Raw genomic sequence first — 26,798 nt, 5'->3', positions numbered from 1 at the left:
TAAACTTACTTCAATGAGATTACATGAAGAATTCCGATAAAGTAAAATGGGCATTATTGTGTAGCGGAAAAGGTAATAATGTATATGACATCATTAATTATTATCAAAAAAATCCTCAACAAAACTTCTTCGATATTTCTCTAATCATTTACGAATCAAGCGATTTTAGTGCGATTAAAATAGCAAAGTGTAACCGTATTGATGTTTTGCAAATATCAAGAAACACATTTAAAGATTCTATTGAACATCAAAAAAAACTAATCCACGAAATACTATCAAGAAAAATAGATTTTATATTTCTCCTGAACTATAAATACTTAATTAAACAAGAAATGTTAAGTACGTTTCCAAACAGAATAATAAATATTCATCCGTCTCTATTTCCTAGTTTTTTAGGAACAAAGACAGCTATTCAAGATGCCTTGGCTTATGGAGTTAAAATTACAGGAATTACCACTCACATTATAAACCATGAATATGACAAAGGAATTATATTAAATCAAGTAGCTATTAAAATAAATGACAATGATAATTTTGAATTACTTTACACAAAATTTCGTAAAAAAGGATTCAAAATAATTGTCAAAACAATTAATAAATTAACAGATGAATTTCAAGCAATTAAAATTAAATAATGAAATCCAACTCTTTTAAAGTTTTCAATATAGACACACCAAAGAACTTTAGCTCTTACCTAAAAGAGTGTGCAAAAATTAATGATGACAACCCTTTTTTCAAATTTGATTTAAACCTTAACAATAAATTTTCAAAAAACTCAATCCATTGTTTTGTATTGCGTAAAGCCAACGATTCCATAATCCTAATGCCAATAGTTCTTCGGTCTATTATAATCAACAACAAACAAACCACTTTTAATGACGTTATTAGTCCATATGGATATAGCGGTCCACTAATATCAAAAGAGGCCAACGAAAAAGACATGAATGAATTTTGGCAACTTGCTGACCTGTGGTATAAGGAAAATAATGTTATTACAGAATTTATAAGGTTTAGCCTTAACAATAACACCTTAGGCTATAATGGTAAAATAATACCGACCTTAAAAAATGTTTGTGGGGAACTTACAGACCCAAATACAATATGGAATAAGTTTGATAAAAAGGTTCGAAATAACTTCAGAAAGTCTGTAGAAAATCAATTAACATTTCATGTATATTCAGGTAACATGGAACCTAAAATCGTTTCTCAATTTTATGACATATACAAAAACACAATGATTAGACGCAATGCGGATATTGATTTATACTTTTCTTTAAACTATTTCCAAAATTATGTAAAATTGAATCCACAACATTGCGCTATCGCTATAGTCTCTAAAGGTAACACCCCTATTTCCACGGAATTTTTATTATTATCAAAAGATACAATATACTCATACCTTGGCGGTACCAATGCAGAATTTTTTAATTGTCGTCCAAATGATTTTTTAAAAGTAAATATTATTAATTGGGCAATAGAAAACGGCTATAAAACCTATGTTCTAGGAGGTGGCAGAATTAACAATGACAATCTTTATGCTTATAAAAAATCATTTTTCCCAAAAGAAAATGATATTACATTCTATACCGGAAGAAAAATCGTTAACCAAGAAATATACGAGTATTTGAATGAAGAAATTAAAAATTCACTTACAATGAACTCCATTAATTATTCAGACCCAAATACAAACGATTTTTTCCCTATGTATAGAAAACCAATTAATTCAATTTCTATATAAAACAGAAATGTACATAAAACACGGAGAACGACTATTTAGATTAACATTTAAAACTCTAAAATAACAAACTCAGAACGTCTGTTCACAGCATGTTTATCTTCTGGACAATATGTATTATCATCACATTCGTTTAATAACATAGTCTCTCCATATGCTTCTGTAACCAGTTTATCTTCAACTATACCTTTAGAAATTAAATAAGCCTTTGTTTTATCTACTCTACGTTGAGATAACCAATCATTATATTTAGAGGTTCCCCTTGAATCTGTATGAGAAGTAATCTTTAATTTTAATGTTGGTATTTCTTCTAGAACATTTGCCAAAGAATCTAAAACTTTCTTAGAACTAGTATTTACCACGGAAGAATTTAAGGCAAAATAAACATTACCCAAACTTTCTATTCGTGACTTAATTTCTTCCCTTTTCTTATTTAACGCATCTATTTTGGCCTTTTCAGCAGCTGCCAATGCATCCGCTTCTTGCTGCTTCTTAAGCCTTTCTGCCAATAAGGCTTCATCCTTTAATCGATTTACTTCATTGATTGAATCTTGCTGACGTTGTTTTTCTTTTTCAATTGCCGCTAACAATTCTAATTTTTCTTCACCTCGTTTGGAAAGACCTTTCTCGATACCAAATTGATATACAACACCCGCTGCATGTTGTATGTGATTTGTAGCACCATCAGCTTGACTCATTGCCCATTTTCCACTTGAATTAAAATCTAAACCCCAACGATCCGAAAACCAAGTTCTGAATCCAACTACTGCGTTATACGTACCTCTACCCTTATTGTTAGCATCTGTATAACCAGCCCCTATACCAACATAAGGATCGAACCAACCAGTCTGACCAATAATTTTATTGAGATCATATGTTATTCTACCATCAAAGCTATAGTAATTGATATCTTCTGATATTACATTTCCATCAATTATATTACCCTCCATATAAGTGTTAAAAGCTCCAATAGCTTCTAAACCCAATCCATTTTTAAAGTACCTACCAATACTTACCCTTGAAGGAAATGGAACTATATTCCATTCTTTACCAACATTGAAAATACCATCAAAGACATTACCAGAATCATCTACGGCATTTAAACCTATACCAACAATCCATGAACTCTGCACAACACTATCTTTAGCCGTTATCTGAAGCTCATCTTGAGCAAATGTGACAGACGATAGCACGAGCAGAAATATAAAACTGAAAATTTTAGTAGTTTTCATAATTAATAATTTGGGTTATAAAATGTAAAAATAATTGTAAATGAGGTCGTTAAAAAATAATAACTGTATACAGCAGTTAAAATCGTTTGATAGTTGAATGTAGAAATATTATCGATTAATTACTTTTTAATTTTAAGACTTTTTGGGCTTAATGGTAATTTATACATACTAAAAGGGCTTACCACCAATTTACTTTCTTCTTCAGAAGTGTTACTTTTTAGTTTATGAAGCTCTATAAACTCATCTTTTTCACTCACCTTGAAATTAGCATAGTTAGTTGCTGAACTATCCCCACACCAGACCAAAATCATTTCCGAATCGAAGTTTATTTTTGGCGGAGTCAACCCCGGCTTACGGGTTCTATTTATTTTGCCGTAAAAAGCACTTAATTCTTTTTGGCTTTTTATCAAAAAATACTTCTCTTGTTCAAATCCGCTATAATTCTCATTTAAAATAAGTTCCATACCAACATCATCAGATTCTTGCAAATTACTTTGAGCAGTACTTTTACAAGAATTTAATTGTATTATGGCGGCTAATAGTAAATAAATAGAATATTTAAACATTTTTCAATCTTCCATTATAAGCTCGTACATAAACTTCTTCGTATAACGGCACCACTTTCTGAATATCAAATCGTTGGGCTTCCTTAAGCGCATTTAACTTAAATCTTTCCAGAACATTATCATTTTTCAAAATGGTAATTGCTTTGGAAGCCATATCATTAATATCTCCCACATCACTTAAAAACCCACTAACACCTTCTGTGTTGACCTCTGGTATACCACCCACATTACTAGAAATAACAGGCACCTTATTGATCATTGCCTCAAGTGCCGCAAGACCAAAGCTCTCCGATTGCGATGGCAAAAGAAACAAATCTGAAAAACACAGAATTTTATCTATCTCATTACTATTACCTAGAAATATAACTTTATCGGAAATACCCAATTCTTCGCATAAACGTTCTGCACCAGCTTTCTCAGGTCCTTCACCAACCATAATCAATTTAGAAGGAATTTCTAACTGAATTTTACTGAAAATTTTAATTACGTCCGGTATACGTTTTACCTTTCTAAAATTACTAATATGAGTTACAATACGTTCCTCCTCTGTTGCCATGTTAGACCTTTGGCAGTCGGTAAAGGAGGTACTATACTTTTTAGCATCTATAAAATTAGGAATGACTTCGATGTCACCTTGTATATCAAAAGTTTCTAAAGTTCCTTGTTTTAAACTTTCCGACACTGAAGTAACTACGTCAGATTGGTTTATTGAGAACGTTACGGCAGGCTTATAAAAGGGGTGTTTACCCACCAAGGTTATATCTGTTCCATGTAATGTTGTTATCATGGGCACATAGATACCTTCTTCCTCTAACATTTTCTTGGCCATATAGCCAGCATAGGCATGTGGTATGGCATAATGCACATGTAAAAGGTCTATTTTATGAAGCTTAATGGTGTCAACCAATTTACTGGATAAGGCAAGTTCATATGGTTGGTAATGAAATAACGGATACTCTGGAACATGCACTTCATGAAAGAAAATTTTATTGCTCAGCAACTCCAAACGAACTGGTTGCTTATATGTAATAAAATGAATTTCATGACCTCTATTGGCCAATGCTATACCTAATTCCGTTGCTACTACACCACTACCTCCAAAGGTAGGGTAACATACTATTGCTATTTTCATTACAACAAAATTACCTTTTTTAATTCAGAATTGAATCGTAAATGGCTTGTTGAATTCTAGTTCTTAACCCAGATTTAACTAAAAGTGTATTAGATGCGGACGGATAAGTTCTGTTAGATAAAAATACATATACAATTTCCTCTTCAGGATCTGCCCACGTATAAGTTCCCGTAAAACCACTATGCCCAAAACTTTTTCGAGAAACACAACCACATGTTGGTCCGCTGTGCTGTAATTGAGGCTTATCAAAGCCTACTCCTCTTCTTACATTGTTTTCACAGAAATAACAAGTGTTGAATTTCTTAACCGTTCTAGAATCAAAAAATTTTGTACCGCCGTAATAGCCATCTTGAAGGTACATCTGCATAATTTTTGCAATATCATTGGCATTGCTGAACAAACCTGCATGACCACCAACACCTGCTTGCATGGCCGCTCCCATATCATGAACATATCCTTGAACCGTGCCGTACCTATAATAATCATCCTCTTCTGAAGGCACTATACTATTCTTATCAAATTTCTCTAAAGGATTGTAAGTTGTATGGTTTGCTCCTATTCTTTGGTATAAAAAATTATTGGTTAAATGATCTAACCTTTGTCCATAGCTATCCTCAATTACCTTTTTCATTACGTAGTAAGGAACATCACTATACCTATACCGGTTAGATTTTAAATCTTGCCTCCCTATTCTATTGTAAATGGAATCTTGGTAGGCATCTGTTAAATACAGATTATCATAAACTTTGGTAGAGAAACCTGGCAAAGGTGAATTTCTATAAAATTCACTTGAAGGCTTTTTGTTCTCATCCAATGTTCTAATATAAAAAGGAATCCATGCCGGCAAACGCCCGTAATGGGACAATGCTTTAAGCACTGTTACGTTCTTAATTTCTGTATTGGAGTAATTAGGAACCAACTCTTCAAACGTATTATTAAGCCCAATTCTACCCTCTTCCTCCATCTTCATGACCATAGGCAATGTTGCCAATATTTTGGTAAGGGAAGCTAAGTCATAAATATAATCGTTAGTAATGTTCTCTTTAGAATCATAGGTAGGTTTACCAAATCCTTTTTGATAGATTACCTTACCTTTTCTAGCCACTAGCACTTGCGCTCCAGGAAACATTAAACTATCAAGGCCGTCGTGCATTAATTCATCAATTCGTTTTAGTCCTTGTGAACTCATACCCACACGTTCTGGTATACTATAGCCCAATCTACTCAAAGACTTAACTTCTATTCCGGTATGCACCGGAAACTCTTCATGCGCCGTAACGGGCAATTTACCTGTAGCACCTACAGCACCAAATAGTATTTCTGCAGTTTTTTCTTGGGCGATATCACTATTTTGATATGCCATTACCACAGCATCTATATTATTGAACGAATCGATATCCGATAGTGCGTATGGTTTTGCAAATACACATAATATAAGATTAGAAGTACGCTCATTAGCAATTTCCTGCAGCCATTCCAATTCTGAGTTCGAGAATTTGTAAGACTTCCAAGGACTCTCATTATTCATATGATGACCAACAATAATCAAATTGAATTCTTTTAGTCTTGTTTTTAAAGTAGTAATATCACTTGCCTCAATTACGGTAACTTCTGCATAATTCTTTAACCCTTGGACAAATGCCTCGTTGTCCGAATTCCCCATTTTAACATAGGCAATTTTTTTATTGTCCAAGTTCTTAATGGATAGAAGATCCAGTTTATTTTTAACTACGGTAATAGCATTTTCTATAGCTTGCTCATAAACAATATCATCTTCAAGGCCATTTAAATCGTTATATAGGTTTTCAAGCTTAATGGGTTTGTAATGATGTAAACCTGCCTTGTATTTTGCCATTAGAATTTTCTTAACCGAATAGGCTAAACGATTCTCTGTCAATTTACCTTTTTCATAAGCCTTAGTCAATTTCTCTTTGGCACTTACAATATTCTCTGGCATTAATAGCATATCATTACCTGCCATAAAAGCTGCAAGTTCTACACTACCCTCTTTACCGGTTGTGGATACTCCCTTCATATTAAGGGCATCTGTAAAAATCAAGCCATTATACCCTAACTCCTCTTTTAAAATTCCTGTAATTATTTGTTCTGAGATTGAAGAAGGCAGTTCTTTCTTCATTTCAAGAGTTGGCACCTCTAAATGGGCAACCATAATACTGCTTAAACCTGAACCTATTAATTTTTTAAACGGATACAATTCTAGACTATCCAACCTTTTTCTGGAAAAAGGAATTATGGGTAAATTATGATGAGAATCTACCTCGGTATCTCCGTGACCGGGAAAATGCTTCCCATTGGCCAACACACCAGCCCTTTCCATTCCTTTTATAAAAGCAATTCCTTTTTGAACTACATTATCCCTGTTTTCACCAAAAGAACGATTTCCTATAATAGGATTCTTTGGGTTGGTATTAATATCTAAATCTGGAGCAAAATTTATATGCACCCCTAAACGTTTGGCATGTTTACCTATTTGATAACCTACTCTTTCAACAATGGAACTGTCTTGTATAGCACCTAATGTCATATTCCAAGGAAAAGCATAAGTAGAATCCAATCTCATGGAAAGTCCCCACTCGGCATCCATCCCGATCAATAAAGGGATTTTAGATACAGCTTGATAATTATTGGTAAGTTTTGCTTGACGTACTGGCCCGCCCTTGGAAAAAATAACACCGCCTAAGTGTTCCTGAACAATCAGGTTTTTAATTTTATCGGTAGCCTGTTTGCTTTGGTTAGATGCTACACTGACCATAAATAATTGCCCCAGTTTTTCATCCAAGCTCATTTGAGCATATTGGCTATTCACCCACGCTTGTTGTCCTAAACTATCACCGGTAACTAACGGATTTTGGGCTGATAGTACCGAATAGCAAAACAACCCACAAATAATAATAAAAATATGGCGCATAAAATAATATGTACTGAGATAACTAATACAGGTTGAAATTATTGCATTTCATCGATAAAACCCAATAAATTCTAATACTTAAGAAGAAATTATGTTAAAGAAAACGAGCGTGCCAACTTTCGGAAGCAGGTACTTCCCAATGCTCTAAATACTCTCCCTTATTGGCAACCAGATTGTTAAATACAATAGTATTTTTAGAAATGGCTTTTTGTTTCGCCATTGCCTTAAAATCCAATAGACTTTTATAGGCTACGAATTCTCCTTGCTTATAAGAAACATTCATTTTATCCAAAAGCATAACATTGTACTTTCTTTCCAATTCTTGAATAAAACGCACAGATGCATCTATTGAACACCCTGTAGCACCTTGTGTAGATTGATCAAGTGCAATGATAATAAAGCGTTTATACTTTATTTCATAGCCGGCATTTAAATCATTACCATGCGCAGTCCAAGAAGTTAGAAAAGCATCTAAATCTGAACTGATTTCAGTTATTTCCACATCAGAAAATGAACGGTTGCACTGATAAATCCAAACTCTGGAAGTTTCCGGTAATGTTTTAAAGTCTACTAGCAATTTCTATACTTTTATATTTATAAATCTTCTGCGGTAGCAATTAATTCGGCAATATCCATTACCGCAACAGCACCTTCTTTTTCCTTGTTCTTAACACCATCGGTCATCATGGTGTTACAAAACGGACAACCTGCAGCAATTATTTCCGGCTTGGTTTCCAAAGCTTGCTCCGTACGCTCAATGTTTACATCTTTATCACCCTTTTCAGGTTCTTTAAACATTTGCGCTCCACCTGCACCACAGCATAAACCTCTTTGCCTACAGCTTTTCATTTCTATAAGTTCAGCATCCAACTTTCTGATCAAGTCTCTTGGTGCTTCATAAACTCCGTTAGCTCTACCCAAATAGCAAGGATCATGAAAGGTAATTCGTTTACCCTTAAAAGAGCCTCCTTCCATAGCTATTCTACCATCATTCAACAGGTCTTTAAGAAATTGAGTATGATGTACAACTTCATAATTACCGCCTAGACCAGGGTATTCATTTTTTATCGTATTAAAACAATGCGGACATGCCGTAACTATTTTTTTAATCTCGTAGGCATTTAGCACCTCTATATTTGTAACTGCTTGCATTTGAAACAAAAACTCATTACCAGCTCGTTTTGCCGGATCACCGGTACAACTTTCTTCTGTACCAAGCACAGCAAATGAAACATTCGCCTTATTCAAAATCTTAACGAAAGCCTTCGTTATTTTCTTTGCCCTATCATCAAAACTACCGGCACAACCAACCCAAAATAATACTTCGGGAACTGTTCCAGCTGCAAAAAACTCTGCCATTGTAGGCACTTTTAATTCACTTGCCATATCTCTCTTTAAGATTCTTTACTCCAATTTAAACGGTCCATTTGATTAAATGGCCAAGGTGCTCCATTATTTTCAATATTACCCATCATATTATTCAAATCTGTTGGAGCGGCAGATTGTTCCATGACCAAATACTGTCTCATATCCATAATGATAGATAGTGGATCAATACTAATTGGGCAGGCCTGAACACAAGCATTGCAGGATGTACATGCCCATAACTCTTCTGGCGTAATATAATCGTTCAGTAATTGCTTACCGTCATCTTTAAATTCACCCTTATTTTGATCGATATTCTTTCCTACCTCTTCAAGTCTATCACGAGTATCCATCATGATTTTACGAGGCGATAGTTTTTTTCCGGTTTGATTGGCCGGACACTCACTTGTACAACGACCACATTCTGTACAAGTGTAAGCGTTTAACAATTGTACCCAACTTAAATCTTGCACATCAGATGCTCCAAACTTATCTGGCACAGCAGCATCTTCAGCAGGTTCTGCATACGGATCTGCATCTGGGTCCATCATCATACGCACTTCATCTGTTACCGACTGTAGGTTCTTAAATTGCCCTTTAGGAGTAAGCTTACCATAATATGTATTTGGAAAGGCAAGAAGAATATGTAAATGTTTTGAATAATATAAGTAATTAAGGAAAAACAATATTCCGGCAATATGTAACCACCAAGCTATACGCTCAACAAGTACAAGTGTAGGAATGGACATATTCTCAAAAATTGGTGAAAGCATGCTACTTATTGGAAAAGAACCTGCAGCCGCATAGTGGTCTGCCCCCATTTGTTGCAATTGATAATCAGCCCCATTCATGGTCAAGAATAGCACCATCAAAACCAACTCAATACAAAGTATAAGGTTACCATCGTTTTTTGGCCATCCTTCCATTTCAGGCTTAAGAAAACGCTTTAACCTTATGATGTTTCTTCTTATCCAAAATATCACCACAGACACTATTACCAATAGCGCAAGAACTTCAAAAGAGCCAATTAAAAAATCATAAACAGGCCCTAGAACGGCGAACATTCTATGGGTACCAAAAATACCGTCCAAAATAATTTCAAGAACCTCAATATTAATAATGATAAAACCAACATAAACAATGATATGCAGCATACCGGCAATTGGCCTTACGACCATCTTAGTTTGCCCAAGGGCAATTTTAGCCATGTTTTTCCAACGCTGTGGTTTATTATCATTCAAAGAAGCTTCTTTACCAAGAAATATATTTCTTTTTAGCTTGCTAATATTCTTGACAAAAAAACCAACACCCACAACAAGTAGGATTACAAAAATTACATTAGGGAGATATTGCATATAATTAAGTCTTCTTTAATTCTCTATAGAATTTGCGGCAGGATCATCTTCTGGTAATTCATAATCTTTTTGTTTCTTACCAAAAACCGAAACGTTTACATACCTTTTAGGGTTTAAACGAAAATCTTGCAGCAATAAGTCTAGCTCTCTAGAAGCATTGTTTAGATTTGAATAAAGCTCCTTATCATTCATAAGTAAGCCCATAGAACCATCGCCATTTTCAATTTTGGCTGTTAGCTGATCTAGATTTGCCATGGTAGATTCCAAACTGGCCAAGGTACGGCCAAGACCGGCAGCGTTTAAAGAATCTGATAGTTTCGCAAAATTAGCCGTAAGCTTTTCAAAATTTTCAAATGAAGTATTTAGTTTTTCTTCATTTCCGGCCAAAACGGTATTAAGTGTTGATGCACTTCCGTTTAAGCTAGTGATCAGTTCATTTAAACCACCTATAACTTCTTTCAGCTCTTTCTTGGTGTTTTCATCCAAGACAGAATTCACATTCACCAATACAGAATCCGCTCCAGAAATTGCAGATTCAACTTTACGTACCAATGGATTTAGTTTTTGCTGTGCTAGATCGGTAATACCGGGCCTTGTTTCAGTTTTTAAAGTATCTCCAGACTGCGCGGGTGCACCATCAAAAATAGGTTTTATCTGTAAACCCTTACCACCAATAATACCTGTATCATATAATTCTACCGTACTATTTTTAGAAAATTTAAAATCATTACCAACCGTAAAAGTTACCAATAGATTTCCCCTTTCATCTAAAAACCTAATATCATTAACCTTACCAACACTAAAACCATTAATAGAAACAGTAGTACCAGATTGGAGTCCGCCAACATTAGGGTAAACTGCAAAAAAGGTTTTGCTATTATCAAAAATTGGAGTGGACTTTAAATAACTGAATCCCATGATGAACAGTAGTATGCCACCAATTACAATAATTCCCGTTTTTAATTCTCTAGATAGTTTCAAGCAACTGTATTTTTATTACACTCAAAATTATGAATAATATTTACACTTTATGGATTAAATTGAGAAACCTCGTCTATAGCCTCTTGAATAGGAATTCTTTCTCCAAGCTTATAAGCTACAATATAAGCCGATTTATATCCTTTACCCTGTGCCTGACCTTGCATCATTTTAGCTTCTCTATATGACCTTGTTTCACCATACATATACCTGTATAAATTCTTATAAGGTTCTTGTGAAAGGTTTGAAAGTCCTTTAAAATTACCAGGGTTAAGTGCTACGTTCTTACTGCTTGCCATTAACTGAATTTTAAAGACAATGGATTTAGCTACTTCATTGGCATTGATCGCTTCTTTTACCTGCACATTTGGAGCAACCTCTTCTTTCTTTACAACAACCGCCGGTGTATTAATAGGTTCCGTTTTTTCAACCTCAGAAACTTTTTCTGCAACAGTTTCTTTAGCTACATTTTTTTTCTCTTCAATCTCAGCTATTTCTTTAACAGCCAGTTCCTTTTTTTCATCAGCTTTAGCCACCACTTCTTCTTTAATTGGCGGCACATTAGGTTTAGAAACCGTAGTTTCTACATTCTTTACAGTAGGTTGTACGCCTTCTTTATAATTCAATATGGCTTTCGCAATGGCATCTCCCATTTCATTCTGCCCTTTAGTAGAATTTAAATAAGCACCTTCATCCTTATTGGTAAGAAAACCGGTCTCTACAAGAACACTTGGCATAAAAGTTTGGTGCAAGACTATAAAACCGGCTTGTTTTACTTTTCTATCTGTCCTTTTAAGTTGGCTAGAAAAATTTTCCTGTATCATTGTGGCCAAAGCAACGCTTTGATCCAAAAACTCTTCTTGCATAATGGTCAAACCTATTACCGATTCCGGCGAATTAATATCATAATCCGCATACCTATTTTCATAGTTGTCCTCTAAATAAATTACAGAGTTTTCCTTTTTCGCAATTTCAAAGTTTTGCTTATTGGCATGCAACCCTAATACAAAGGTACCTGCCCCATGCGCATCTGAGGTATGGGAATCACAATGAACCGACACGAACAAATCTGCATTGGCTTTATTGGCAACCTCGCCCCTAACGTACAAATCAATGAACGTATCATCCTTACGCGTATAGATAACTTTAATATCCTTATTCTTTTCAAGAATTTCACCGACTTTTAAAACAATGTTCAAAGCGATTTTTTTCTCCAAATACCCATTTCCCAAGTTTCCTGGATCATGACCACCATGACCGGCATCTAAAACAACAATAAATGGATCATCAGATTCAACTTCTTGTTTATCAACAGTAAAAGACAGTAGAAATACGGCTGTAACTAAAACCAATGAAATGCTTAAGAATTTTATTTTCATATGTATTGGGGATTATATCGCCCTTATTATGGTTAAATTTATTGTAAGACCCTACATGGGGATTAAAAAATATATGTAAGTTTGACATCTCAAATAACGGCTCATTTGACCGCCAAACCTTTACAAAAATAGGATATATAGCCTTGCAATCAAACAAACAATACTTACTTTTCCTATTCATGGTTGTTGTCTGTGGTTTTTTTGCCATCGGTCAAGAAGGAAAAATCACTCCGCTCAATATCAAAGCAGAGAGAGATTCAATTATTGCACCACTATTTCCGCCAACCGCAATAAAAGACTCTATAGCCAATGATTCTTTGGTTACAGATTCCCTTAATCAAAAGCCTCCTTTACTTTTAGATAAAATCACTTATAAGGCTAAAGATTATGTGAAATTAAGCCAAAAAGAAAATAAAATTTACCTCTATAACGAAGCTGAAATCTATTATCAAGATACGGAGTTAAAAGCTGGTATCATCATCATGGATTACATTAAAAATGAGGTGTATGCCGGTAGAATGGTTGACTCACTTGGCAATTACAGCCAGCTACCCTATTTTAAACTGGGATCGAACATTGTTATACCAGATTCTATCCGTTTTAATTTTGATACGCAAAAGGCACTGATCTGGAATTCACGAACAGAACAACAAGCGGCAGCCGGTGCTTTGGGTAGTGATGCCATGAAGGTTTATGCCGAGATTACCAAAAAAGAGAATGATTCCGTTTACTTTCTAAGCGAAGGAAAATTGACCACCTCAACGGACACTATTAACCCAGATTATTATATAAGGGTTAGAAAAGCAAAATTTGTTCCCAAGAAAAAAGTGATTGCCGGGTTCAGCAATTTATATATTGCAGATGTACCAACCCCAATAGCAATGCCATTTGCTTATTTTCCACTGAGTGTTGGCCGATCAGCAGGTGTTTTAATGCCTTCGTTCGGTAACGATCCAGATGCGGGTTACTTTTTACAAGATATGGGGTATTATGTACCATTAGGTGATTATGCCGACATTACTTTATCCGGAGACTTTTATACGAACGGAAGTTACGCATTTAGAACAGCATCTATTTATACTAAAAGGTACAAGTATCGTGGTAATGTAAACCTAAGATTTGAAAATATCGTTAATAGCCAAAAAGGTTTTAGTGATTACAGTCTTTCTAGAAACTATAATATTCAATTTTCTCACACACAAGACACCAAGGCAAGTCCCAACTCACGATTTTCAGCATCGGTAAATTTAGGAAGTAGCGATTATTACCAAAATTCCTTACAACAAAGAAATTTACCAAATACCCAGAACAACACCCTATCATCATCAATTTCATACTCTAAAACATTTCCAAATTACCCTTCTGTGAACATGAGTTTGACCGCTACCCACTCACAACTGACATCGGTAGCTACAGATGATGATGACGATGATGACAATATTAATATGACCTTGCCTACATTTCAAGCAAGTGTAGAGCGTATTTATCCGTTTGTAAAGCAAGACGGTGTAAAGAAAGGAATCATAGACAACATCAACTTTCAGTACAGCGTAAACGCACAAAATAGGTTAGTGACAAATGACGAGGATTTTTTCACGTCTAGGATGTTTGACAATGCCCGTGTAGGTGCCAGTCATAGTATTCCTGTTGCAACGAACTTTAAGGTTGCTAAATTTTTCAGCGTTAGTTTGGGCGGTAACTATGAAGATGTTTGGACATTGGAAACATACAACAGAAGCTATGACGATGTTGCCGAGGAAGTTGTTATAGATACGGTTAGTGGTTTTGACCGTTACAATACCTATAATTTTAGTGCAAGTATTGGAACTACCTTATATGGTACTTTTAATTTTGGTGAGGACAAAAAAATTCAAGCTATTAGACACACACTTAGGCCTTCTCTTAGTTATGGCTATGCACCCTCATTTGAGCAATTTTATGACGAATATTTAGGTGAAGACGGTGTAGAAGTACAATACAGTCGTTTTACGGGAACATTAAACGGAGCACCTTCTTTAGGGCAGTCTAACAGCTTAAGTTTTTCATTGGCCAACACTTTAGAAGCTAAGGTAAAGGATAAAGACTCCACAAAACTTGAACCTAAAAAAATATCTCTTTTAAGTAATTTTAATGTCTCCACCGGATATAATTTCGAATCTGATTCCCTTAGATTGAATCCACTGAGCATTAATGGTGGAACCAACATTTTGGACAACAAAATGTCCATTAATTTTTCTGCCGGTTTAGACCCTTATGCCATAGATAATAATGGTAGAAGAATAGACACATGGAATATTGACAATGGCGGTAGCCTATTTAGACTTACTAGAGCTAATGCCAATGTATCCTATTCTATTAGTAGTGATATGTTCAATAAAAAAGATGACAAAGGAAGGAAGGAAGAAGATGAAGATCCTTTTGATTACGTAGCGCAAAGTGGTGGTAGAGATGACGACCTTTTTGGAAGGGCCGATGATTTCAATTCAAACCCCATTAGGAAGGACGACAAAAATGCCGATGTTGAAAACCCAATATATGGAACCAAAATACCATGGAATTTTAGGTTGGCCTATTCCGCAAACTATAGCAACACAGCAAGGCAAAATGAATTTAGTAGTCACTCTTTAATGTTTTCTGGTGACATAGAGCTTGCGCCAAGGTGGTCTATAGGAGGTTCATCTGGTTATGATTTCAAAAATCAAGGTTTCACCTTAACCCAATTGCGTTTTCAACGAGACCTAAAAAGTTTCACCATGCGTTTTAACTGGACACCTTTTGGCACCTATAAAAGATGGTATTTCTTTATTGGTATAGATTCTTCTATCTTAAAAGACCTTAAGTGGGAAAACAGAAGTCAGAATTAAAAAATTAAACATTAGCTACGATGAAAAAAATTATAAATACAGAAAATGCCCCAGCACCAATTGGCCCATATAACCAAGCAATTTTAAGTAATGGCACCTTATATATCTCTGGGCAAATTCCAATTAATCCAAAAAGTGGCGCATTAGTTTCAGGTGATATTAAATTGGAAACTAAACAGTCTATGGAAAATTTAAAGGCCATTTTAACCGAAGCTGAAATGACCTTTGAACATGTTGTTAAATCATCAATATTTCTCAGTGACATGAATCAATTCACCGAAGTAAACGAAGTTTATGCCACTTACTTTAATGCAGAAACTGCACCAGCAAGAGAAACCGTTGAAGTAGCAAATTTACCTAAGTTCGTAAATGTTGAAATTTCAATGATTGCCGTAAAATAACGTTTTACATATTTGATCTGTGAAATTCCACAAGCCCTTCAATAGGTCTTTGCCTAATAACACCAACGATCAAATCATTTCTAAGCAGTACAGATGTTAATTCATCTCTTAGGTAATGCGCAATACTACCTACAAAATTGATCGGCACCTTTGTAGCCAATTCAAATTGCATTACGTAGTTATTTATAAATTGCTGAAAACCTTTATCTATAACCCCTTTAGAGTACGGATGTTCTTTATTTTCAATTAAAAACCTAGCAAAGGTTGCCAAATACGTATTTGGGTTAGGCTGCTTGTATAAGTTTTCTTTAATTACATCGGCATCTAAATCATGCGAAGCTGCGAACTTATGCGCTAGATCAGATGGCATTTTATGAAAATAGTAATCACGTATCAACTTACGTCCAAAGAAATTTCCACTACCATCATCCATAGGTATATACCCTAATGAAGTTACTTTTTGAAATAATTGGTTACCGTCATAATAGCTACAATTAGACCCCGTACCTAAAATACAAACGATACCTTGGTGACCAACTTTGGTAGTAGCAAAAATTGCCGCATATGTATCTTCCTTTACATCTGCTTTTGCATTTGGAAAAAAGTCTTTGAATATACCTTTTAAAAAGACTTTCATACGATCGGTACCACAACCGGCACCATAAAAGTACAAATGACTGACTTTCTCCCTGTTCTTAGAAAGTTCAAAATTATTCGCTAAGCGATCTTCTATGACATCTTTTGTCAACACTTCTGGGCTTAAACCCAATGTTTGCGTTAAAAAAAGCTGTTCGCCATTTTCATCTAAAGCAATCCAATCTGACTTGGTTGCACCACTATCTACTATTAAAATCATATACCGAATGTCTTTAAAAAAATAAACCTGAAAACAAGACGCAAAAGCCTCATTTTCAGGATATATTATTGTTATACTAAAATGATGCTTACAACGTGTTAACGTGCTGAATTAGGTCTACCATTTTATTGGAGAAACCAGCCTCGTTATCATACCAGCAGATCAACTTGAAGAATTTAGAATTCAACTCGATACCTGCACCAGCATCAAATACACTTGTATGAGACTCACCTATGAAATCCTGAGAAACTACAGACTCCTCTGTATATCCTAAAACACCTTTTAACTCCCCTTCAGAAGCAGATTTAAATGCTTTTTTAATTTCTTCGTAAGAAGTTTCCTTTTCAAGACGAACAGTTAAATCTACAACAGATACATCTGCAGTAGGAACTCTAAACGCCATTCCCGTAAGCTTACCTTTCAATGCAGGAATTACCTTGGTAACCGCTACAGCAGCACCCGTAGAAGCCGGTATAATGTTCAACATTGCACTTCTACCACCTCTCCAGTCTTTCTTAGAAGGACCATCAACAGTCATTTGAGTAGCCGTTGTTGCATGAACGGTGGTCATTAAAGCTTCTTCAATACCAAATTTATCATTTAACACCTTAGCCATTGGAGCTAAACAGTTTGTAGTACATGATGCGTTTGAAACAATTGTGTTGTCAGCAGTAACCTCTGTATGGTTAACACCCATTACAAACATTGGAGCATCTTTAGAAGGCGCAGAAATAACAACTTTTTTAGCACCACCATCAATATGATATTGAGCAGTTTCTAAAGTTGTAAAAATACCTGTACATTCAGCAACGGTATCTGCACCAACCTCATCCCACTTACAATTTTTAGGGTCTCTTTCCGCAGTAATACGAACAGTCTTACCATTTACGATCAATTGACCATCTTTTACATCAACAGTACCATCGAATTTACCATGTACCGAATCATATTTTAACAAGTAAGCCAAGTGCTCAACATCTAACAAGTCATTGATAGCTACTACATCAACATCTCCACGCTTGATTGTTGTTCTGAAGACTAATCTTCCTATTCTACCGAATCCGTTAATTCCTATTTTCAAATTTGACATTTTCTCTCTTTTTAATATTTAAATTATGTAGTCATTATTTCAGAAACTCTTATGAGCTCCTTATCAATTTTTGTATGTCCTTTTATCGCCTTGTTAATTGGCGTTAAAGTAAGTTGATTATCCTGTATACCCACCATAAGGTTCGTTTTGCCTTCTAATAATGCCTCAACCGCCTTTACGCCCATTCTACTTGCAAGCACACGATCGAAACAAGATGGCGCACCACCCCTTTGCATATGCCCTAAAACAGATACACGCACATCATATATAGGCAAATGTTCTTCAACATATTCTTTAAGTTCAAATACGTTTTTACCAGATTTGTCACCTTCGGCAACAATAACTATACTAGATGATTTACCAGACTCTTTACTTCTTTTCAAAGATTCTAACAACCTGTCTAAACCTAAGTTTTCCTCAGGAATCAAAATCTCTTCTGCACCAGCTCCAACACCGGCGTTAAGCGCAATATGCCCAACATCTCTACCCATAACCTCAACGAAGAACAATCTGTTATGGGAACTGGCAGTATCTCTAATTTTATCTATACACTCTACTACAGTATTCAAAGCTGTGTCAAAACCTAATGTAAACGTAGTACCAAAAATATCATTATCAATAGTACCGGGAATTCCAATTACAGGAAAGTTATACTCTCTATTAAAAATCATGGCACCGGTAAAACTACCATCTCCTCCAATAACGACAAACGCATCTATACCTGCCTTTACTAACTGATCATGAGCTGTTTTTCTTCCTTCTGGAGTTCTAAAGTCATTACATCTTGCCGATTTTAAAATAGTCCCCCCTTTATTGATAATATTATTTACACTACGGGCATCCATTGGTTTAAAATCTCCCTCAATCATACCTTGGTACCCTCTGTAGACTGCAACACAATCTACCTTCATATAGGCACACGTACGAACAACCGATCTAATTGCTGCATTCATACCAGGAGAATCGCCTCCTGAAGTCAGCACTGCTATTTTTTTAATTTGTGATAACATTGAAAAATTTAAGCCAACGAAAGTAACAAATCTTCATCAAAAAAGGAACTAACTTCCATCGCATTTTAAGAAAAAATCAACGAAAAGGATTTCGTTGTAACATATTGATGCTTAAATTCTTAAAATATTTAAATACTTAACAATTATGTAGCGTTTAGTTATTGATTTAATGATTTTGGCTTATTGTAAAAACGAATAAGGCTATCATTTCCCATGACAGATGATGGTGTTTCAATCTCTTTTCCAGGTACCTCTTTTTCTTTTGGTTTGGTAGCCAGTATTTTTTGAAAAAGCTCCTTAAAATTATTGAAATCAACTTCATACGAAATTCCCGCCCCTTGGGTAGACCCCTGTTGATCCGACAAATATGCCTGTATTTCACTTTGTCTACTGAAAAAATTTGCACTTAACGTACCTTCTTCATTTAGCAAAACCTGTATTTCAAAATCACCTGCGACCAAGGTTTCACTAGATGCACCCACCGGAACCCCTACTTTACCGTTAAATAGAATTCTATCCGATATTTGTGTTGATACCGTAACACCAATTCTATCGTCTGTCTCAATATCCGCAGAACGGTCTAAAATACCTTGCTCATAGGATAGACCAAGGTTGAACTTATCATTACCACCACTAAGAATTGAATTCAAAATGCTAGATGCGCTTTGAACCAAATTACCTGTAATTGCTTGTTGGTTAATACCACTTTGAGAATTTACAAAAGTACCTTGAGCCAATAGGAATATCGCATTTTTCTCCTCTACGGTGGGATCTTGCAGTCTGTATTCCAATTCTGATTTTACAATAGAATTAGTACCCGGAAAATCAATACCAAAATCAATATCTGGCTTTTGAAGCTGCCCGGTTAAACTTATAATTACGTCAGTAGGAATTCTACGGGTAAAACCGGCATCATCTAATAATGGAGCAGGATTCGCATTTAATGAATATATCGCCTCCATATTCAAAATGGCTTCTAATGGTTTTTGATCCCAATTAATGGTGCCCCCGGGTTCAACCGTAAATTTCTTATCTATAATACCACCAAACTTATAATTGAATTCACCTGTTACCACAACATAATCACCATACATTTCAAATTTACCATTGGTATTGATCTGTATTAAAATAATACCTACCCCTGTTCCTTTTAGGGAACTACCGGTTTTTGTATCTGTTACTATTTCAACTTCGGCATCAGGCGTTACATCTAAGTTAAATTCAAGTTCAAGACCTTGATAATCCTTTAATTGTCGCTGACTCTCTATTCTCTTTTTATCGTTCTTTTCAATAAAATTGATAAAAGAATAATCCCCAACACTAGCAACATCACTAAGCGGAATTTTTAAAGAAGTACCTTTTGCGGTAGTACCATCAACCGTAATATTCAAAGCAGTAGTAGGACCATAGATTCGTCCTGTACCATTCAAATAACCAGTACCATAATATAACTCACCCTCTTTAAATTCTGTATTTAAAATCAAGAACCTATCATTCTTGGTATCAACATTCAAGTCCAGAACCCAATCTTTAAAGAAACTATGAGTAATGGTACCATCTAAATTTGCCGTAGTACCCTTAACAACATCTTTTAATGCTATATTTTCAAAATCAAATGTTTGATTACTTAGAACAACTCTAGACCGGGGTGCAAATTCATAATCTACATTTAGGTACGGCACAGCAATACCAGCATTGTCCAAAGTAAGAAGCCCGTCAAAGTTTGGATTATCAACATCTCCCTTTATAACCACCCTACCGTCTATATCTCCCCTAATATGATCAATAACCCCTTCACCCAAAGGGCTAAAAGGTTCTAAATTAAAATTGCTGAAATTCGCAATTAAATCTGCCCTTGGTATATCTCCCCTATTCTCTACACTACCAACTACGCTAAATTTTTCCAAGCCATTATCAGACAGTTGGGAGTTCACTTGAAATTCTGTCAAATCTCTATTGCCAATGATATTTATAGCTAAATCACCTAAAGGAATATCATTAATACCGAATTTATCAATATTTAGATTTGATGATGGTAAATAAACACCATCTTTCTGTAAAACGTTTAAGGTACCATTGACCTCTCCCTGTAATTTCAAACTATCTATTACCGGGGTTATCTTATCTAAGGAAACAATTTTAAATTGCAACTGTAGGTCTTTGTAAGTAGAATCTGCCAATTGTCCTTTTAACCTTATCTGCTCTTTCTCCTCATTGTTCATTACAATTTCTTGAATTGTAATACTATCTAAAGACCTACTTAGAATAACCTTATTCTTTGTATTTCCCTCTTTGTTTAAAACCCACTTATTCCCCTTAAAATTGACATCGGAGGTTTTAAGACCAATTACAGATTTATTTTCCTTATTGAATGTATGGTAAAAGTTTAGGTTGTAAGAATCATTGAACTCACTACCGCCTTTAAACTCTGACCTAAAGAACAAAGTATCCTTTAAGGTAGTATTGATCAGGTTAAAATCCTTAAAATTATAATACGGGGTATCCAACTCACCAACAGATACATATGTATTGAATAATGGGTTTTTATTATCTATACGCACTTCAATTTTATCGGCTGCCGTACCAAAGGCCTCTATACTTGGAGACTCAAAATTTAATTTGAAATCACCCTCATCTGCTACAATATTACCTTTAATAAACGTATTTGGATCAAAGCGAACTTCTGGAAAGAACACATCTACGATTTTATTATAAATCTTAAAATTAAAAGAGAGATTTTGACCATCTGAAATTTGAAAAGGCCTATAGTTTGTATAAATACTACCCAAGGAGTTCTGCACAAGTTTACCCAATTCTCTTACCTTAAAATTACCTTTCATAAATCCGGTAATAATATCTGGAGAATTTATATTTATGGTTCGTTCCCTCTCTTTATCAAAACTAGAGGTAACCGCAAAATCATCAAAATAGTAAGTATCATTTTTATTTTGATAGCTAGTTTGTGTAAAATTGATGTCACCAACAATATTATCAAACGTGGTGCCTGTAATATCCATACTTACATTTCCTTTAAATACAGAAACGCTATCATTTATAATATTCAGTTTCTTTAAATCGGCATAATCAACCGAGGCGATAAAATTAAAATTGTTCCTTGTCTCGGCAACATTTGCAAGACCCTTAAAATCGAACTTAAAATTCTCGTCATTGCTTACCAAAGAACCATCAAACAATTGATCTTTTATAATCCCCGACACTCTAATGTCTTGATAGTTGTACTTATTAAACTCCAAAGAATAAATTTGACCAATTACCTCGGTGTTCAATTTTTCTTTTACAAAACCTTTACCCTCCACATTAAAATCCAAGGTTGTTTTTCCCAAGTTTTTATTCTCGGCAAAATCACCTAAATCAAAATCTATCAAAGAAATAAAACCTTTATAAGTTGCATTGTCAATATTATTAAAATCGCTAAGTACAATATCCGCATAACTACTACCCACGGCAGTATTTAAGTTCACTTTAGCATCAATAGAAGAATTGGTAATAAAGGCATTACCACGAATTGTAAATTGACCTAATTTGCTAAATGACGACGGCAATGAGTTACCAATTAAATTGGGCAATAATGCATTTAATTGATAATAACTACTTGTTACATTCCTCATTTCGGCATTTAAACTAAATGCTTTCTGTTTATTAAAGAGATTTTTAAAATTAAAATTACCACGAATACCGGTATCATCTGAAAACAAGAAAAGGTCATCAGTGTTCAAATCGTTCAATACTCCATTCACATTTGCATTGAAGGTTACTTCTTTACCTTTTCCAAATTCATCATAAAGTAAGTTGACTTCATCAAAAGCCACTTTAGACTCCTTAAACTCGGCAACTACATTAACCTTGTTCAAAAAATCGGCAAAATCTTCTCGGTTATAATTAAAAACCAAATTACCTTCTAAAGCAGATAATGGTGTATTAATGCTTAGAGAATCAAAACGCATTTGCTGCTTAGTATATTTAAAATTGGTAGCCAAGCGATCTACTTTTAACCCTCTATTACTAAAGAATGACATTTCTTTAATATCCGCAGAAACCTCTGGGCCTAAAATTAAAAAGTCGCCCGCATTTATGTTTAGGCTATCAAAATTTAAAACTGTAGTATTTTGTAAATTCTCATCAATATATTTAAACTTACTGTGCGCAATATCCACATTAGATGAAGATAATTTAAAAGGGGGCGTACCCTCCGCCCTTGGCTTGCCATCATCTAACTTATCTACAAACACTTCTAAGTTGGTATTTCTCTCGCCAAAATATGTTTTAAGTTTAAAGTTCAGTTGATCAACAGCGATATCACCAAATTCCAAATTACCTTGAGCAAGATTACCTAAACTTAGAATAGAGGTTTTAAGTTCATTTACATAAAAAAGTGTATCCTGCTGATAATCCTCAATATAGACACCTTCCAAACCTGTATTCCAAGAAATCAACGAAACCTTTAACCGCTCAATATTGATGTGCGTTCCATATTGATCGTTGATTTTTTTCGTAGCAAACTGTGCCAATAAGGTCTGTACCACTGGCAGCGAAAAAATGATGGTACCTAAAACACATATCAGTAAAATCACCAATAATGTTCTAACCAATATTTTTCTCAGTTTTTTGATAGGTCTTTATGTTTTACCTTTGTTATTCAAAATTTATTCCAAATATGCTGGAGCACAAAACAATTTATATACTTGCTATTGAATCTTCTTGTGACGACACTTCTGCGGCAGTTTTAATGAACGATAAAGTGCTCAGTAATGTTGTTGCCACCCAAGCAATTCACAAAGAATATGGAGGGGTTGTACCTGAACTTGCTTCAAGAGCCCATCAACAAAATATAGTGCCAGTTGTTCACCAAGCATTAGCCAAAGCAAATATCGATAAAAAACAATTATCAGCCATAGCATTTACACGTGGACCTGGCTTAATGGGTTCATTATTGGTAGGTACTTCATTTGCCAAATCGTTATCACTTGGTTTACAGATTCCTTTGATCGAAGTTAACCACATGAAAGCCCACATATTGGCCCATTTTATAAAAGAGGAAACCATGAAAGCACCTTCATTTCCCTTTTTAGCATTGACCATAAGTGGTGGCCATACACAAATTGTTCAGGTAAATGATTTTTTTGACATGAAAATCATTGGACAAACACTTGATGACGCTGTAGGAGAGGCTTTTGACAAAAGTGCAAAAATATTAGGGCTACCCTACCCTGGCGGTCCGTTAATAGATAAATATGCAGCTACTGGCAACCCACATAAATTTGATTTCCCCATACCAAATGTAAAAGACTTGGATTTTAGTTTTAGTGGATTAAAAACAAATATTCTTTACTTTATACAAAAGCAGACCAAGGCAGACCCAGATTTTATTAAAAACAACCTGGAAGACATTTGCGCATCTATTCAATATACCATCATTACTATTTTAATGAAAAAATTAAAAAAAGCAGTGAAACAGACCGGTATAAAGGAAATAGCTATTGGTGGAGGGGTATCTGCAAATTCTGGAATACGCAATATTTTAACCGAAGCACAAACCAAATATGGATGGAATACCTACATCCCAAAATTTGAATTTTGTACAGATAATGCCGCAATGATCGGCATAGTAGGTTATCTGAAATATAAAAATGAAAAATTTTCGGATCAAGACGTTACGGCAAAGGCCAGATATGTTATTTCATAGATTAAAACAAAAACCACATGCAACTTTTCTTTAATCCTGAACTAGACCCTACTGCCAACACCTTTACTTTTGACAGTAATGAAAGCAAACACATCATCAGAGTACTCAGAAAAAAGAATGGGGATAAATTATGGATTACGAATGGAGCAGGTTACTTATTTGAAGCTACGATAATTGATGATGCCATTAAAAAATGTGAGGTAGAGATCAACTCATCTAAAAAAACACATGCCAAATCTCATTGGTTACATATGGCCGTTGCACCCACAAAAATGAACGATCGTTTTGAATGGTTTTTAGAAAAAGCCACAGAAATTGGCGTTGATGAAATCACCCCTATTATTTGTGATCGATCAGAACGTAAGATTCTAAAATTAGAACGAATGAAAAGGGTATTGGAATCAGCAATGAAACAATCATTACAAACCTATCTACCAAAACTTAACGAACCAATTTCCTTAGTTGAGTTTTTAGAAAAACCAATAACAGGGTTACAGTTTATAGCACATTGCGAAGAAACCGAAAGACATGAACTAAAAAGGCGTGTTGCAGCTGACAAAGACATTACTATACTTATTGGCCCTGAAGGTGATTTTTCAAATCAAGAAATCAAAAGTGCATTGGAAAAAGGGTATGCCCCGGTAGCTATGGGTAAAACAAGGTTAAGAACTGAGACTGCGGCTATTGTTGCTTGTACCATTGTAGCATCTATCAACAATGGCTAGTTAAATAGCAACCTTTGCAGCACAAGTAATATCCACCTTTTCGTTCTCTACCAATAACATCAAAGTTATAGCTTCATTTTTACCTACAATGTTTGGAATTTCAATAGAACCAAAGCCTTTTGATTTAACATCATTTAAATATTTTTCGGCTACTACAATATTGGCATTCTTTAAAGTTCTATGACGATTTTCTCCCCTTTTAAACTCTGTGGTTCTTTCATTAAGCACCAAGACAGCCCTTATAGTTTTATCTTCAATTTTGCCATTAACGTTATATTCAAAAGTTGCTTTATCACCATCTATTGTAATATTAGATATACCAATAACATTTTGAGACTGTAAATTGCTATATTTCTCAACAGCCCTAATAACATCCGCCCTATTTGACCCCACCATATGCTCTTTGCCGTTAACGACCAATTCTGGCGTATAATTACTGCGATACCTGAATTTTGTATTGTAGGCACTTTGTTTCACGGTAAATTTCTGATTACTGAAAGGATCTTTCCAACCTATATAATTCCAATAGTCCACATGATAGCTCAAAACAAAAACATTATCTGGATATGAATCCTTTATAGTTTCTAAAAGTGCATCTGCCGGTGGACAACTAGAACATCCTTGCGAAGTAAAAAGTTCAAGCACCACACTACCCTTAGATAATTTTTCCGAATGTTCAGAAAACAAAGCAACATCAACTTTATTATCTTTACTGGATTGAGACCAAATAATGGTGGTTAACAGAAGGCCAACTATAGAAAATAAGAAAACATAATTTTTTTTATCAATCATAATAATGTGATTATACTTTATTATTCGAAATAAAATGAAAAACCTTACTATATATCTTTTTCTTATAATGGCGTTTACGTGCCTTAACTTAAGAGCACAGGAGATTGCAATTCTAAAATATCAAGGTGGCGGTGATTGGTATGCCAACCCTACGGCATTACCAAATCTTATAAAATTCTGTAATGACAATATTGGAACAACAATACAAAACAAACCCGAAACTGTAGAAGTAGGTAGCAGCACAATTTTTCAATACCCGTATTTACATATGACAGGGCATGGTAATGTGGTTTTTTCAGATGAGGAAATTGAAAACTTAAAAAGCTATTTAATGTCAGGTGGTTTTTTACATATTGATGATAATTACGGCATGAAACCATACATCACAAGGGAGATAAAAAAACTATTCCCCAACAAAAATTTAGAAGAATTGGGAGCTGATCACCCCATTTTCAATAATTCATATTCTTTTGCAAAGGGACTACCTAAAATACATGAGCATGACGGGCAACGTCCACAAGCTTTTGCAATTTTACAGGATAATAGGATTCTATTATTATTTACCTCAGAGTCTGATTTAGGTGATGGCTGGGAAGACCCAACAGTTCATAACGACGCTCCAGAAGTAAGACAAAAAGCACTTGAAATGGGAGCCAATATTATTACCTACGCCTTTAAAAACTAA

Annotated in this window: 21 protein-coding genes; 7 read left to right on the top strand and 14 right to left on the bottom strand. The window is 34.8% G+C overall.

Translation table 11 applies throughout. From position 1 onward, the window contains the following. The first annotated feature begins 23 nt into the window (after positions 1-23). Both CSC80_RS10410 and CSC80_RS10405 read left to right on the top strand, forming a co-directional pair. Positions 24-635 carry a formyltransferase family protein gene (locus tag CSC80_RS10410; protein WP_099191636.1) on the top strand — a complete coding sequence of 204 codons (612 nt, stop codon included), beginning with the start codon at positions 24-26 and terminating at the stop codon, positions 633-635. Beyond that, positions 635-1,738, top strand: a complete 1,104-nt coding sequence (locus CSC80_RS10405) for a GNAT family N-acetyltransferase (RefSeq protein ID WP_099191634.1) — start codon at positions 635-637, stop codon at positions 1,736-1,738. The genes CSC80_RS10410 and CSC80_RS10405 overlap by 1 nt, the downstream gene beginning before the upstream one ends. Positions 1,739-1,785: 47 nt before the next feature. Here CSC80_RS10405 and CSC80_RS10400 read toward each other — a convergent pair whose 3' ends face one another. From CSC80_RS10400 to CSC80_RS10360, 9 genes are all read right to left on the bottom strand, one after another. After that, positions 1,786-2,967: an OmpA family protein gene (locus CSC80_RS10400; RefSeq protein ID WP_099191632.1), complete on the bottom strand. Its 1,182-nt coding sequence runs from the start codon at positions 2,965-2,967 to the stop codon at positions 1,786-1,788. Between the two features lie 119 nt (positions 2,968-3,086). Further along, a complete protein-coding gene (locus CSC80_RS10395) occupies positions 3,087-3,533 on the bottom strand; it encodes a hypothetical protein (RefSeq protein ID WP_099191630.1) in 447 nt (148 codons plus the stop codon). Then, a complete protein-coding gene (bshA, locus tag CSC80_RS10390; RefSeq protein ID WP_099191628.1) occupies positions 3,526-4,665 on the bottom strand; it encodes an N-acetyl-alpha-D-glucosaminyl L-malate synthase BshA in 1,140 nt (379 codons plus the stop codon). Before bshA ends, CSC80_RS10395 begins: the two co-directional genes overlap by 8 nt. A gap of 19 nt (positions 4,666-4,684) precedes the next feature. Next, a complete protein-coding gene (locus CSC80_RS10385; RefSeq protein WP_099191626.1) occupies positions 4,685-7,594 on the bottom strand; it encodes a glycoside hydrolase family 3 N-terminal domain-containing protein in 2,910 nt (969 codons plus the stop codon). Positions 7,595-7,688: 94 nt separating this feature from the next. Beyond that, on the bottom strand, positions 7,689-8,171 hold the full coding sequence (locus CSC80_RS10380; RefSeq protein ID WP_071341805.1) for an ABC transporter ATPase: 483 nt from the start codon (positions 8,169-8,171) through the stop codon (positions 7,689-7,691). Positions 8,172-8,188: 17 nt separating this feature from the next. Further along, positions 8,189-8,980: a (Fe-S)-binding protein gene (locus CSC80_RS10375; protein ID WP_099191624.1), complete on the bottom strand. Its 792-nt coding sequence runs from the start codon at positions 8,978-8,980 to the stop codon at positions 8,189-8,191. Between the two features lie 8 nt (positions 8,981-8,988). Then, positions 8,989-10,314 carry a (Fe-S)-binding protein gene (locus CSC80_RS10370; RefSeq protein WP_099191622.1) on the bottom strand — a complete coding sequence of 442 codons (1,326 nt, stop codon included), beginning with the start codon at positions 10,312-10,314 and terminating at the stop codon, positions 8,989-8,991. A gap of 15 nt (positions 10,315-10,329) precedes the next feature. Further along, positions 10,330-11,295, bottom strand: a complete 966-nt coding sequence (locus CSC80_RS10365) for an MlaD family protein (protein ID WP_058103285.1) — start codon at positions 11,293-11,295, stop codon at positions 10,330-10,332. Positions 11,296-11,342: 47 nt separating this feature from the next. Continuing rightward, positions 11,343-12,671 carry an N-acetylmuramoyl-L-alanine amidase gene (locus CSC80_RS10360; RefSeq protein ID WP_099191620.1) on the bottom strand — a complete coding sequence of 443 codons (1,329 nt, stop codon included), beginning with the start codon at positions 12,669-12,671 and terminating at the stop codon, positions 11,343-11,345. A 179-nt stretch (positions 12,672-12,850) separates the two neighbouring features. Between CSC80_RS10360 and CSC80_RS10355 the strand changes: the two genes are divergently transcribed. Together CSC80_RS10355 and CSC80_RS10350 are read left to right on the top strand one after the other, a co-directional pair. Further along, complete coding sequence (locus CSC80_RS10355) at positions 12,851-15,535, top strand: putative LPS assembly protein LptD (RefSeq protein ID WP_099191618.1); 2,685 nt, start codon at positions 12,851-12,853, stop codon at positions 15,533-15,535. 20 nt (positions 15,536-15,555) lie between these two features. Then, positions 15,556-15,936 (top strand): RidA family protein, encoded by a 381-nt coding sequence (locus CSC80_RS10350; protein ID WP_074673147.1) that lies wholly within the window; start codon positions 15,556-15,558, stop codon positions 15,934-15,936. 4 nt (positions 15,937-15,940) lie between these two features. Here the strand turns inward: CSC80_RS10350 and CSC80_RS10345 are convergent, their stop codons facing one another. The 4 genes from CSC80_RS10345 to CSC80_RS10330 form a co-directional block, all read right to left on the bottom strand. Then, entirely contained in the window at positions 15,941-16,792 is an 852-nt protein-coding gene (locus tag CSC80_RS10345; RefSeq protein WP_074673146.1) for an N-acetylglucosamine kinase, read from the bottom strand. Between the two features lie 88 nt (positions 16,793-16,880). Next, complete coding sequence (gene gap, locus CSC80_RS10340; RefSeq protein ID WP_058103290.1) at positions 16,881-17,882, bottom strand: type I glyceraldehyde-3-phosphate dehydrogenase; 1,002 nt, start codon at positions 17,880-17,882, stop codon at positions 16,881-16,883. A 23-nt stretch (positions 17,883-17,905) separates the two neighbouring features. Beyond that, positions 17,906-18,892 carry a 6-phosphofructokinase gene (pfkA, locus tag CSC80_RS10335; protein ID WP_058103291.1) on the bottom strand — a complete coding sequence of 329 codons (987 nt, stop codon included), beginning with the start codon at positions 18,890-18,892 and terminating at the stop codon, positions 17,906-17,908. 158 nt (positions 18,893-19,050) lie between these two features. Continuing rightward, entirely contained in the window at positions 19,051-23,484 is a 4,434-nt protein-coding gene (locus tag CSC80_RS10330) for a translocation/assembly module TamB domain-containing protein (protein ID WP_343224346.1), read from the bottom strand. An 83-nt stretch (positions 23,485-23,567) separates the two neighbouring features. Here CSC80_RS10330 and tsaD point away from each other — a divergent pair, with 83 nt between their 5' ends. Together tsaD and CSC80_RS10320 are read left to right on the top strand one after the other, a co-directional pair. Continuing rightward, the gene (tsaD, locus tag CSC80_RS10325) at positions 23,568-24,596 is read left to right on the top strand and encodes a tRNA (adenosine(37)-N6)-threonylcarbamoyltransferase complex transferase subunit TsaD (protein WP_099191616.1); all 1,029 of its coding nucleotides are present in this window, start codon (positions 23,568-23,570) and stop codon (positions 24,594-24,596) included. 17 nt (positions 24,597-24,613) lie between these two features. Continuing rightward, on the top strand, positions 24,614-25,321 hold the full coding sequence (locus CSC80_RS10320; RefSeq protein WP_091605399.1) for a 16S rRNA (uracil(1498)-N(3))-methyltransferase: 708 nt from the start codon (positions 24,614-24,616) through the stop codon (positions 25,319-25,321). On the opposite strand, the gene CSC80_RS10315 is transcribed toward CSC80_RS10320, so the two are convergent. Then, positions 25,322-26,113: a DUF1223 domain-containing protein gene (locus tag CSC80_RS10315; protein ID WP_099191614.1), complete on the bottom strand. Its 792-nt coding sequence runs from the start codon at positions 26,111-26,113 to the stop codon at positions 25,322-25,324. It abuts the gene before it with no gap. A gap of 34 nt (positions 26,114-26,147) precedes the next feature. On the opposite strand from CSC80_RS10315, the gene CSC80_RS10310 reads away from it, so the two are divergent. Beyond that, positions 26,148-26,798 carry a DUF4159 domain-containing protein gene (locus CSC80_RS10310; RefSeq protein WP_058103295.1) on the top strand — a complete coding sequence of 217 codons (651 nt, stop codon included), beginning with the start codon at positions 26,148-26,150 and terminating at the stop codon, positions 26,796-26,798.

Source organism: Maribacter sp. 6B07, assembly GCF_002700155.1.
Lineage (GTDB): Bacteria > Bacteroidota > Bacteroidia > Flavobacteriales > Flavobacteriaceae > Maribacter > Maribacter dokdonensis.
Note: the sequence above shows the minus strand (reverse complement) of the source record. Positions and strands in the feature narration are given on the sequence as shown.